This is a genomic window from Photorhabdus sp. RM322S, assembly GCF_042879395.1.
Classification (GTDB): domain Bacteria; phylum Pseudomonadota; class Gammaproteobacteria; order Enterobacterales; family Enterobacteriaceae; genus Photorhabdus; species Photorhabdus khanii.
Genome location: NZ_JBHFKW010000005.1, coordinates 14045 through 26204, shown reverse-complemented (window position 1 = coordinate 26204; position 12160 = coordinate 14045). Strand labels below are relative to the sequence as shown.

The 12160-nt window shown below is 41.9% G+C and carries 9 protein-coding genes and 1 pseudogene; 6 read left to right on the top strand and 4 right to left on the bottom strand.

From position 1 onward, the window contains the following. Together ACGF63_RS04450 and ACGF63_RS04445 are read right to left on the bottom strand one after the other, a co-directional pair. The gene (locus tag ACGF63_RS04450; protein WP_051477405.1) at window positions 1–675 is read right to left on the bottom strand and encodes a molecular chaperone; all 675 of its coding nucleotides are present in this window, start codon (window positions 673–675) and stop codon (window positions 1–3) included. Window positions 676–798: 123 nt separating this feature from the next. Then, a complete protein-coding gene (locus ACGF63_RS04445) occupies window positions 799–1329 on the bottom strand; it encodes a fimbrial protein (protein WP_036847424.1) in 531 nt (176 codons plus the stop codon). Window positions 1330–1900: 571 nt separating this feature from the next. Here ACGF63_RS04445 and ACGF63_RS04440 point away from each other — a divergent pair. After that, window positions 1901–2740: an alpha/beta fold hydrolase gene (locus ACGF63_RS04440; RefSeq protein WP_036847421.1), complete on the top strand. Its 840-nt coding sequence runs from the start codon at window positions 1901–1903 to the stop codon at window positions 2738–2740. Between the two features lie 230 nt (window positions 2741–2970). Here the strand turns inward: ACGF63_RS04440 and ACGF63_RS04435 are convergent, their stop codons facing one another. Then, complete coding sequence (locus ACGF63_RS04435; RefSeq protein WP_132354837.1) at window positions 2971–4362, bottom strand: amino acid permease; 1392 nt, start codon at window positions 4360–4362, stop codon at window positions 2971–2973. A 939-nt stretch (window positions 4363–5301) separates the two neighbouring features. Here ACGF63_RS04435 and stlC point away from each other — a divergent pair. From stlC to stlE, 3 genes and pseudogenes are all read left to right on the top strand, one after another. Next, window positions 5302–6250: pseudogene (stlC, locus tag ACGF63_RS04430) on the top strand (stilbene biosynthesis aromatase StlC). Beyond that, entirely contained in the window at window positions 6251–7399 is a 1149-nt protein-coding gene (gene stlD / locus ACGF63_RS04425) for a beta-ketosynthase StlD (RefSeq protein ID WP_036847412.1), read from the top strand. It abuts the pseudogene before it with no gap. A gap of 76 nt (window positions 7400–7475) precedes the next feature. After that, window positions 7476–7718 (top strand): stilbene biosynthesis acyl carrier protein StlE, encoded by a 243-nt coding sequence (gene stlE / locus ACGF63_RS04420; protein WP_036847409.1) that lies wholly within the window; start codon window positions 7476–7478, stop codon window positions 7716–7718. A 78-nt stretch (window positions 7719–7796) separates the two neighbouring features. Here stlE and ydgH read toward each other — a convergent pair whose 3' ends face one another. After that, window positions 7797–8750: a DUF1471 family protein YdgH gene (ydgH, locus tag ACGF63_RS04415; RefSeq protein ID WP_387629061.1), complete on the bottom strand. Its 954-nt coding sequence runs from the start codon at window positions 8748–8750 to the stop codon at window positions 7797–7799. Between the two features lie 415 nt (window positions 8751–9165). Here ydgH and pntA point away from each other — a divergent pair, with 415 nt between their 5' ends. Together pntA and pntB are read left to right on the top strand one after the other, a co-directional pair. After that, a complete protein-coding gene (gene pntA / locus ACGF63_RS04410; RefSeq protein WP_387629059.1) occupies window positions 9166–10695 on the top strand; it encodes a Re/Si-specific NAD(P)(+) transhydrogenase subunit alpha in 1530 nt (509 codons plus the stop codon). 10 nt (window positions 10696–10705) lie between these two features. Further along, window positions 10706–12094, top strand: a complete 1389-nt coding sequence (gene pntB / locus ACGF63_RS04405) for a Re/Si-specific NAD(P)(+) transhydrogenase subunit beta (protein WP_387629056.1) — start codon at window positions 10706–10708, stop codon at window positions 12092–12094. Window positions 12095–12160 lie beyond the last annotated feature (66 nt).

The following is a 12160-nucleotide window of genomic DNA, read 5'->3' as shown; positions in this document are numbered from 1 at the left end:
TTAAATGATTATTTTTTCTTCGGCAGTGACGCCCCCAAAATCATTAATAACTTTCCAACTTACCTGCTTTATGTTATTTGCAGGCAGAGTCCAGCTTAGTTGACTAAAAGGTCTAATCATTCCCGCAGGTTTTATTTCATGTTGATCTATTTTAAGGTGAGAGAATGAGACAAAGTAAGGGGTAGGGTTTTCTGCGATTAACAAATTATTTTCCATTCTGAATTTGAGTTCTTTGTATGCAGTACTTGATTTTTCTGCCAAATTTGCAGGGCGGTAAAACAATTTAAATTTTGACTTAACTGTAATCTGTAATTGATTTTGATCTGATTTCACCGAGGTAGGAATAGACTTTACATTCAACCAAAAAAGTGATTCCCGATCTTCGGGTAGATTACTCCCTGTTTTTACAATCCGAAGAATATTTTCTTGACCTGCTGCGAGTTTAAATATTGGGGGAGTAACGATAAATGGGGTTTTCATATTATCGCTTTCATCTTGGATCCAAGACTGAATCAGATAAGGTGCATCTTTTTCCGGGTTGTTTATAGAAATGGATGCTTCCTTTTTATCACTTATGTAAATAACACGGGTTCCGCCAATGACGACACCTGCGATAGAAAAATTTATGCTGATAATATATAGAAATATCATAGTTAGTAGGCGTTGGAATTGCACGGTAATCTCTCCATTTTATCGTATTTTTATACGCTATCCTGTGGGATTTATGGGCATCCATGCCTCATACTGCTTTATTAGAAACAAAACGTGAAGGAGTTTTTGTTCTAAGTTTGTTCTGTCTTAGTTATAAACAACAGTAAAGTTAGCGACTGCATCCCCAGATCCTGGGCTAATTGTTTGAGCTGTAGCAATATACTTTGCAATGAATTTCAATTCTGCGGTTTTTTGATCAGTAAAAGCCTGAAGTTTGGAGGCTTTTGCCAAAGGGATCAGGGTTGAATTATCTTCTTCATAGATACCAATAGCAACACCATTGGCGACTGCCTGGCCTTTATCATTGGATAAAGCGAGAAGATTGCTATTTTTATTATCTATTTGCCCATCAAATTTAACTTGTGCATGAGTATATTCTGGTGGGCAATCACTCATCTTAATGCTAAAAGGTGTTGCAGCAGCGGCACTATCTACACCACTAAATGCATTTGAGCTAATTGTCCCCATGTTCACATTTTGATTTGCAGAATCTGTATCGATTTTACAAGCATTAGCGATGATGTTACCTGTAAAATTGATCTTTCCATCTGCCGCGTTTGCTACAGAGATAAACACAGAAGATACAAGTAAGGATGAAATAATCAGTTTAGTGTTCATTGTAAATAGATCCTAACCCTGATGAGTATTACGGCAGGGAAACAGAAACATTGATTGAACTGAGACTGTATAAATGTCAATACAGCATGTAAGTATCTAAAGCTCTTATCCGATAATCAGAAGCATAGGTCAAACGGTGTTTTGTTTGGTATTTCTTATTTAGGATAAAGTGTGGATGATAATAGCGATTAATTCGGAAGAATCCAAAGAATGACTCGGTAATATTCTGCATTTAAGATTTTTATCTATAATTAATGACTAGACAGGATTTTTTTCAAAGTTTATTGTAATTTATCATATGGAATAAACTATTATGCTAACGGATAAGAATATTTATTAATTAATAATTAGTTATAAAATAAATTGTGATTTATATCACGGTTAGTGTATCGCACTGAAAAATTTGTTCTTTTTTTCTATACTGTCGCAGGAAAAAATAGCCTGATGAGATAATCATTTTTAATCGATACTTGGTAAGCTACACCACGCTCTGCCATCTATTCTGGAATGAAACTCTTTTGAACGAAGATAATATGACCCTCAACGTAATCAACATTGTAAGAGAGGAAAAATGAAACAGTTCGTCTTTGGCTTATTGGCCCTTGTGCTCGCAGGCGCGCAGCCCGTTTTGGCCATGGAATCAGAGCAGAAAACCGTCACCAATGGTGTAGCTCAGATCGAATATTCGGTACGCGGGGAGGGGCCGCTGATCATGATACTCGCCTCAACCGGACGGGGAACGGCGGAATTTGCGCCGCTCGCGGACCGACTGGCGGAGCGTGGCTATCGCGTCGCTCTGCCTGAGCCACGTGGAATCTCGGGGTCGACTGGCCCGATGGAGAACGTGACTTTCCACGACTTTGCCGACGATTTTGCGGCGGTGATTGCAGCGGAAGGCAGTAAGGCAATCGTAGTGGGTCACGCTTATGGTCACTGGATCGCCAAGACAATCTCCTCGGATTATCCCGAAATGACGCGTGGCATAGTGCTTTTGGCAGGGGCTGCGAAATCTTGGCCTGCGGAGCTTTCGGATGCGATCACTGTGATCAATGATCCGAAATCCACCCGCGAGGAGCGACTGGCACGGCTTCGGCTTGCCTTCTTCGCGGAAGGTAATGATCCGACACCTTGGCTTGAGGGTTGGCATTCTGATGTCGTAAAAAGCCAGTCCGCGGCGCGTAAGCTGACTAATCGTAAGGATTGGTGGGCTGGTGGGACGGCACCGATCCTCGATCTACAAGCGGGGTCTGACCCGTTCCGACCTAAAGAGTCGCGGATGGAAGCAAAGGACGAGTTCGGCAACCGTGTTACTGTCGCTGTGATCGAAGGGGCCAGCCATGCGTTGCCCGCTGTGAAACCGATTGATACAGCGGATGCGATTGCGGATTGGGCCGACAAACTGAATAACTAAAGAGCGATATCTAGTCTCTGTCAGGGAGGTGCGGATTTTCCAGACAGGGACAGTTCCGATGACCGGCTTTGAGCGGTGGCGACCTAGATCGGCTTTAACGAAGTTAGTTACAACATACTTTGAAAGATAACAACTAAAAAATATGCCAGAACAGTGCAAAAATTAAACAAATTGAAATATAAAAATACAGCAAGCCATTACAGGAGAGTAATGGCCTAGATTTGACGGGATTATTTGATTAACAACCAAGTTGCAGGGATTGTTGCTATCAACAATGTAGCCATAGCGAGCTTTTCAGCCAGATAAAGGTTATTTTTTTGTGGGTTTTGACTGCGAGCATACAGGAAAACAATAACACCCGGAGCATAGAGAACGACAGACAATAACAAATTCATCAAACCGGATGCATAAAGCAGCCATAGGCCATAAGTACAAGCCCCAACAGCAATCAGCAATAATCCTTTGTTACTACGATCAAAAGCGACCTTCAACAGAAATGCGCCAACAAGAAAATAGGGCATTAAAATCATCTCTGATGCAATTGCCAGTAATGAATTGTAATTGCTCCCACTTAACCAAATCAAAACGAGAGAGAGTTGTACGGCTCCATTAGTCAACCACAATGAGGATGAGGGCGCGTTGTTACAGTTTTGTAGGCCAAAAATTTTCGGGAAAGAGCCGTGTTGGGAAGCGATAAATGGAACTTCCGCCGCCATGATTGTCCAGCTTAGATAAGCGCCGCAAACGGAAATAATTAATCCGGCGGCAATAATGATTTCACCTGCCGAACCAATCAGCCCTACCATCAGGTTTGCCATAGATGGATTGCGTATTTCAGCTAACTCAGGCCGCGGAACTAACCCAAGGGAGAGCAGGGTAACTAATATGTATACTCCTAATGCGACGACGACCGCTAGCATAGTCGCAATCCCAACATCTTTACGTTTTTTTGCCCTGGCTGAAACCACAACGGCACCTTCGATACCAATGAAGACCCAAAGGGTGATCAGCATCGTGTCTTTTACTTGTTGCCAGACAGGAACACCCAAGTCGATGCCTGTAAAGTCAAGATCAAAGATATCCATTTTAAATGCGATTGCGGCAAGAATAATGAAAGCGCCTAAAGGCAGCAATTTTGCCATTGTTGCCAGTTTGTTGATTCCAGCTGCGGTTTGAACGCCACGGAGTACCAACCAGTGTACTAACCAGAGTAAAACAGATTCTCCCAATAGGGATTGCCAGGTATTGCCGTCACCAAAGATGACGATGCCTTCTTTATCAGTAAAGAAACTCAGGGCGGCAAAAACGATAACCAGATAAGAAACATTGGCAACTACCGCACATAACCAATATCCCCAGGCAGAACAGAAGCCTATTAGTTCACCAAAGCCTTCTTTAGCATAAGTGAAAATGCCTCCATCAAGATCCGGGCGAAGGCGAGAGAGAAATAGCAGGGCGGTAGCCAGAAACAGGATACCGACACCTGTTATTCCCCAACCAATCATTAACGCAGCCGGGCTGGCAATTTCAGCCATATTTTGCGGTAAGCTGAAAACACCCGCGCCGACCATAGAGCTGAGTACCAGAGCAGTAAGAGCTGTAAGACCTAGTTTTTTTTCCAAAGATATGTTCCTAATATGACATAAACTGCATTGTTAGCCAGTTCATTACCCCGATCACAAAAATGAATTGGGCATTGGGTTTTTGTCGCTTCCAAGCTGTATAGAACGGAAAAACAGACTGGTTAAACCTAGAAATAGAGGGGGATTCTACGGAGGGTATGGACTGGATGCAATGGTTTTCTATGCAGATAACTATAAAATTTATGCATTGTTAGAGTGATGGTTAAGATGTCATTTCATACAATTTATTTTTATAAACTTATATGGGTTATTTTTATAATGCCATTTATTATGCTAAGAGGAGTAAATGATAAATATAAAGCATTGTGATGTTATTACTAATTAAGTAATTTTTATTTTAATTTATCCAATCAATATCAAAGTTTAATGAAAATAATTACAAAAGGTAAACGGGGTGTCTTTAATATTTATTTTCCTATGTAATATTATTACTTGGAAATAATAATCATTTGTTTCCATAGCAGACAGTTAAGTCATTCTTTTTAGTGCGCTGATTTATAATGTTATGAATGTATTATTAAATTAAAATTTCCATATTTATTTTTTAATTAATTGATTTTGTTTGATTATTTTTTGTATTTTAATTGGTTTTGTTAATTTTAGCTTTGAGTTAATATATTTTTCATCAACTATTTTCACCAGTAACAAATTAATGTTCGTTAATGTGACATAAAACTATTCTTATATAAAAATAAAAAAATCATGTTGACAACGACCACTTTGATTTATATTGTTTGTGAAAATATTAACCTGTTATCTATTAATTCATATTCTTGTCGATGCTTTTAGTTTTCAGGAATGATTATATGTATATATGCTAAAAAATTTAGATAGTTAGGCGATAGTTGTTATTCGAATTATTATCTTTTAGGCGCCGACGAATGGCTTAGTATTAAATATTCATAAAGGTTAGAACATATGAAGCGTGTTCTGGTGATATCGTATTCCCAAAGTGGCCAATTGATCGAGGTGGTAAAAAGTTTAATCTCACCTTTGCATGAGTCTGATGAGATATACATTCGTGAAGTGGTTCTGAAACCCATTCCAGAGTATCCATTTCCTTGGTCATTTTCTAAATTTGTTGATGCTTTTCCGGAAACGGTGCAGTTACATCCACCTGAATTAGCACCTTTGCATCTGGAGGATGAAGCACCTTTTGACTTGGTCATATTAGGCTATCAAGTTTGGTATTTGTCACCATCTCCTCCGATAACCGCATTTCTTAAGAGTAAAGAAGGAAAACGATTACTCAATGGTCGACCCGTGGTAACGGTTATTGCTTGTCGAAATATGTGGCTGATGGCCCAGGAAACCGTCAAAAAGCTTTTACATGAAAGTGGGGCGTCCCTGCGCGATAACGTGGTTTTTATTGATAAAGCAAACTTTTTTGCAACATTGTTTACAACCCCGTTGTGGTTAATGACAGGAAAAAAACAACCCATTGCCAGTTTACCGCCGGCCGGGGTATCGAAGGAAGATGTTCAGGGAGCTAAACGTTTCGGGGATGCATTAGTAACAGCGCTTAAAGCGGATAAAGAGAAAGTTGATGCCCCGATGTTGAAAGGGTTAGGAGCCGTATTTGTTGATCAATCTTTTATTTTCGGTGAACGTGCTATACATCGGGGATTTAGATTGTGGTCTGGATTTATTTATCGTGTAGGTAAACGGGGAAAATGGGTAAGGCGTTCTCTATTAACCATGTTTGTGATCTATTTGATACTCATGGCACTGGTTGTCTTACCTATTTCAGTGGTTATTCGCCGTTTGCTGACCGTATTACTGAAAGAACGTCTTAATGAGTTACAAAAATACTATGAACAACCATCTGGTTCTGCCCGCTATGATGATAAAGGAGATAAATAAGTAAATGAGTAACAACGTTTATATCACTAAAGTTTCCGCCTTTATGCCGGGAAACCCAATAGATAATGAGACAATAGAATCTGTTCTTGGTTTTGTTGGTGATCGTCCATCAAGATCTCGTCATATCGTGCTCCGTAATAATGGTATTAAATATCGCCATTATGCGCTGGATCCGGAAACAGGAGAGACAACTTATTCATGTGCTCAATTGGCGGCCGAAGCAGTAAAAGGTTTGGTTGATGAACACTTTTCTTTAGATGATATGCAAAGTCTGGCAGCAAGCAGTGGTATTCCTGATCAAATTATACCGGGTCATGGTGTCATGGTTCATGGAGAGCTCAAGAATAAACCTTGTGAGGTTATCTCAACTTCAGGTGCTTGTGCTGCGGGTATGACAGCGATGAAATATGCTTATCTGTCCGTTCTCTCGGGAACGACAAGTAATGCGGTTTCAACAACGTCGGAAACACCTTCAACGGTACTGCATGCTCGCAATTTCCAGAGTGAAAACGAAGCTCGGGTTGCAGAACTGGAACGACGCCCTGAAATCGCTTTTGAAAAAGATTTTCTGCGTTGGATGCTTTCTGATGGTGCCGGCGCTGCTTTACTTGAAAATAAACCTCGACCTGATGGTGTTTCATTACGAATTGATTGGATAGATATTTACTCTTTTGCTAATGAGCAAGAGACATGTATGTACTCAGGTGGAGAAAAGTTAGCAGATGGCAGTTTGAAAAGCTGGACACAAATGAGTCAGGCTGATTGGCTTGCATATTCTGTTTTCTGCATCAAACAAGATGTCAGATATTTAAATGAGAGGGTCGTTAAATTCACACTTACCGAACCATTGAGGCGGATAGTTGCTGATCGTAACTTATCGGCAGAATCTATTGATTGGTTCTTGCCTCATTATTCATCTGAATATTTCCGCATGAAATTTTCCGAGGGTCTTGAAGATATTAATTTTGGTATTAAACAAGAGCGTTGGTTTACTAACTTAACAATGAAAGGAAATACCGGATCGGCTTCTATTTATATCATGTTGGATGAGCTTATGAAGTCGGGTAAATTGAAGAAAGATCAGCGTCTGTTATGTTTTATCCCTGAAAGTGCCAGATTCACAGGGGCATTCATGCACTTGACTGTTGTGTAAATATTTAACTTCAATTAATGAAAAAGGGGGAAACGACGAGTTTCCCCGAATGTGAGTACATTAGGAAGATAATAGCGTGGAAAATTTAGAGAATCATGTCAAAAATGTTGTTGCAGAACAACTTGGAATACCTGAAACCCAGATTCTTACCACACAGACATTCGAGGAATTGGGTGCCGATTCATTAGATAGTGTCGAGTTGATTATGGCTTTGGAAGAACGTTTCGAGATAACTATTGACGATACAGAGGCGGAAAAAATGGTGACGGTACAAAACGCCATTGATTGTATCCGTTTGAAGTTAGAATCAGCCGGCTGATTTGAAGAATTTTATTATCCTTGCAGTAAAAAAGGCACATATGGTTACCATATGTGCCTTTTTCTTAAATTAAACAGATTATTTGAACAGGTCTGCACTGATAGTAGAGGAGCCACCACTGGATTGCCATTCACGGGTGATATGGTAGTACTTAGCGCCTTTAGCCGCTGCGCGTTTAGCGACTTCATAGGCAACATCAGGCATGCTGTTGTAGTAACCTGAAAAGGTGATGGAATCAAAAGGTACCATCTGGGCAGCACTGATTTTATTTAATTCTTGGATTTTCGTACCATCAGGAAGAGTGACAGTGTAACGCTCACCTTTAGAATATTGGGTTTCAAAGAAGCGGCCAATAGCATTGCTGGTTGAAGTTGAAGAGGCTAAACCAGGAATTTCTACTTTCTTAGCTGCTGTGCCACCTTCTGCTAATGCAGCGCGTCCTGAATCCGAATCAGCAGGGATTACGGCTTCGTTAGCCTGAATTTGGCGTTTTGGCGCATCATCTTTGTAAACATAAGCGGTAACGGTTTGATTACCGCCATCGTTGGTTGAAACCTGACGGACAATAAAGAAAGATGCTGCACCTTTTTTCTTAGCTGCTTTTGCGATTGCCTCATTCAAATCTGGCTCATTAGTGTAAAAACCACGGATGGTTACCGTATCAAATGGTTCCAGTGTCACAGCTTCTGTTTTGGGTAATTCTTTGATACCGCGGAACATACGATATTTAATTGAATTGTCAATTTTCTCTGCATCTTTGTGATACAGATCAGCTACAACGCGCAGGTTGCCACTATTATTCAGATCATCAAGGCTTTGGATATAAAATCCATCTGCGCCCATTTTATCTGCCCGACGGGAAACGGCGTCGGCAGCTTCATAAATAGCATTAAAAGGGCCTGTAACCGTAATACGTTTAAAGGGTTTCAGTTCTGCTGCTTTCTCCGGGGATAATTCCTGAGCTGCCTGAGCAGCGGTAATACCAGTTAATGAGAGCATCGCAGCTGCGATGATCGTTGTTTTCAGCCTCATAAAAAATCCTTCCGCCTTGCGCATTAATTACTTATAACTTGCTGAACATCGTTATGTATCACATAGCCGACGATTATTACATGTAATAATAGCTAATGTCCCACGAATTTATGCTATCAGTATGAATGAATACAAGTTCATAGAAATGGCACCATAAGTTTTCATCAACACGTTTTTATCGACATCGCGTTTTTATCAACATCATAGTAACTGGCACTGAAAAGTGTGAGCCGGTAATACTACTTAGCTATTTTTCTTACTCATTAGTGATGGATCACCAATAATATTTTCGGTCGGTTATCAAAATATTCGTTGATAGATTTTGCTGATAGCAGTAATAAAGTTAATTGAATCGCTAAACTGACCTCAGCAAGTAATAATCATCATTAATCTTAAGCTTTAGGAAGGGAACATTATGCGTATTGGTGTACCGAGAGAACGACTTGCCAATGAAGCACGTGTTGCAGCCACGCCGAGTACTGTGGAACAACTGTTGAAATTGGGATTCGATGTCGTTGTTGAGAATGGAGCAGGGCATTTAGCCAGCTTTGGGGATAGTGCTTACCAACAGGTCGGAGCCGAAATTACCGATCGTAATAATATTTGGGGTTCAGATATCATTCTAAAGGTGAATGCTCCTGAGGATGACGAGATTGCGTTAATGAAGGAAGGGAGTACGTTGGTTAGTTTTGTCTGGCCGGCACAAAACCCTGAGTTAATGCAGAAATTATCAGACCGTAAAGTCACTGTGTTGGCGATGGATTCAGTACCGCGTATTTCCCGTGCACAGTCGCTGGATGCATTGAGCTCTATGGCGAATATTGCAGGTTACCGGGCGATAGTGGAAGCTGCTCATGAATTTGGCCGCTTCTTTACTGGTCAGATTACAGCCGCAGGTAAAGTTCCACCAGCCAAGGTGATGATTATTGGTGCCGGTGTTGCTGGCCTGGCTGCTGTTGGTGCAGCGGGCAGCTTGGGGGCGATTGTCCGTGCGTTTGATACCCGGCCTGAAGTTAAAGAGCAGGTTCAGAGCATGGGAGCGGAGTTTCTCGAACTGGATTTTGAAGAAGAGGCCGGTAGTGGTGACGGATATGCAAAAGTCATGTCCGAAGCTTTCATTAAAGCAGAGATGGCGCTTTTTGCAGCACAGGCGAAAGAAGTTGACATTATTGTGACAACTGCGCTGATTCCAGGGAAACCCGCTCCGCGTCTTATCACCAAAGAGATGGTTGAATCAATGAAACCGGGCAGTGTGATTGTTGACCTGGCGGCTCAGACGGGGGGTAACTGTGAATTAACGCAAGCAGACAAATTAGTTGTGACAGAAAATGGCGTGAAGATTATCGGTTACACCGATTTACCAAGCCGTTTACCAACGCAATCTTCACAACTGTACGGGACTAATTTGGTTAATCTACTCAAGCTATTGTGCAAAGAGAAAAATGGCGAAATCAATATTGATTTTGATGATGTTGTTATTCGTGGCGTGACCGTCGTAAAAGAGGGGGAAGTGACCTGGCCGGCGCCGCCAATTCAAGTTTCTGCACAGCAGACAACAAAACCGGCACCAGTCAAAGCAGAAAAGCCAGAGACTAAACCTGCTTCACCTTGGTTGAAATATGGCTTGCTGGCACTGGCTGTTATTTTGTTCAGCGGGTTAGCCAATGTTGCCCCAAAAGAGTTTTTATCTCACTTTACTGTTTTTGCATTGGCTTGTGTGGTGGGTTACTACGTGGTCTGGAATGTCAGCCATGCTTTACATACACCGCTAATGTCAGTAACTAACGCCATTTCGGGAATTATCGTTGTTGGGGCGTTATTGCAAATTGGTGATGGTGGATGGGTAAGCTTCTTCTCATTTATCGCTATTTTAATTGCCAGCATTAATATCTTCGGTGGCTTTACTGTCACTCAACGTATGCTGAAAATGTTTCGTAAGGACTAAGGGGTAATTGATGTCGAGTGGAGTCGTTATAGCGGCATATATTGTTGCTGCCATCTTATTTATTTTCAGCCTTGCGGGTTTGTCTCGTCACGAAAGTGCCAAACGCGGGAATATTTTGGGTGTCACCGGGATGGCAATCGCATTGGTTGCGACTATCTTCGGGCCTGATACCGGAAATGTTGTTTGGGTTATTCTGGCGATGGTGATCGGTGCGGTTATTGGTATTCGTCTGGCAAACAAAGTTGAAATGACGGAAATGCCAGAATTGGTCGCCATATTGCACAGTTTTGTCGGTTTGGCTGCGGTGCTGGTTGGTTTTAACAGCTTTATTGCTCACGATAGTTTCGCGGAACCTGTGATGGAGAATATCCATCTGACAGAAGTATTCCTGGGTGTTTTCATCGGTGCGGTCACTTTCACCGGTTCTGTTGTGGCATTTGGTAAATTATGCGGAAAGATTTCTTCCAAACCGCTGATGTTGCCGAATCGGCATAAATTAAACCTTGCAGCGCTGGTTATCTCCTTTGTCCTGTTAATTACCTTTGTGAAAACGGAAAGTACGGGCCTGCAAATCTCCACCCTGTTGATCATGACGGCAATCGCATTGGTGTTTGGCTGGCATTTGGTTGCTTCTATCGGTGGCGCGGATATGCCGGTGGTGGTTTCGATGCTGAACTCCTATTCGGGTTGGGCCGCTGCTGCTGCTGGATTCATGCTGAGTAATGACTTGCTGATTGTCACGGGAGCGCTGGTCGGTTCTTCGGGGGCTATTCTGTCTTACATTATGTGTAAGGCAATGAACCGTTCTTTTATCAGTGTGATTGCAGGCGGATTTGGGACGGATGGTTCCTCGACCGGTGATGATCAGGATATGGGCGAATATCGCGAAACCACAGCGGAAGAGGTTGCTGAACTGCTGAAAAACTCAACGTCTGTCATCATCACACCGGGATACGGTATGGCGGTTGCACAGGCGCAGTATCCAGTACATGACATTACTGCCAAACTGCGTGAAAAGGGGATTAAGGTTCGCTTTGGTATCCATCCGGTTGCAGGGCGTTTGCCTGGGCATATGAACGTGCTGTTGGCGGAAGCTAAAGTTCCTTATGACGTTGTTCTGGAAATGGATGAAATCAATGATGATTTCTCTGATACAGACACTGTACTGGTCATCGGTGCCAACGACACCGTTAACCCGGCTGCACAGGAAGATCCAAACAGCCCGATTGCGGGTATGCCAGTACTGGAAGTGTGGAAATCACAGAGTGTTATTGTGTTTAAACGCTCCATGAACACAGGTTACGCTGGTGTACAAAACCCGCTGTTCTTTAAAGACAATAGCCAGATGTTGTTTGGTGATGCGAAAGCGAGTGTCGAAGCAATCCTGCGTGCACTGTAATTCCTTATCGCTATAACTTACAAATCATGATTGGGTTTCTGTCTCTTAGTTATATATCCTGATTAA

Bases quoted from the DNA above. Each gene is read 5' to 3' on its own strand.
- ACGF63_RS04440 (WP_036847421.1), top strand. From the start codon at position 1,901: ATGAAACAGTTCGTCTTTGGCTTATTGGCCCTTGTGCTCGCAGGCGCG.
- pntA (WP_387629059.1), top strand. From the start codon at position 9,166: ATGCGTATTGGTGTACCGAGAGAACGACTTGCCAATGAAGCACGTGTT.
- ydgH (WP_387629061.1), bottom strand. From the start codon at position 8,750: ATGAGGCTGAAAACAACGATCATCGCAGCTGCGATGCTCTCATTAACT.
- pntB (WP_387629056.1), top strand. From the start codon at position 10,706: ATGTCGAGTGGAGTCGTTATAGCGGCATATATTGTTGCTGCCATCTTA.
- ACGF63_RS04445 (WP_036847424.1), bottom strand. From the start codon at position 1,329: ATGAACACTAAACTGATTATTTCATCCTTACTTGTATCTTCTGTGTTT.
- stlD (WP_036847412.1), top strand. From the start codon at position 6,251: ATGAGTAACAACGTTTATATCACTAAAGTTTCCGCCTTTATGCCGGGA.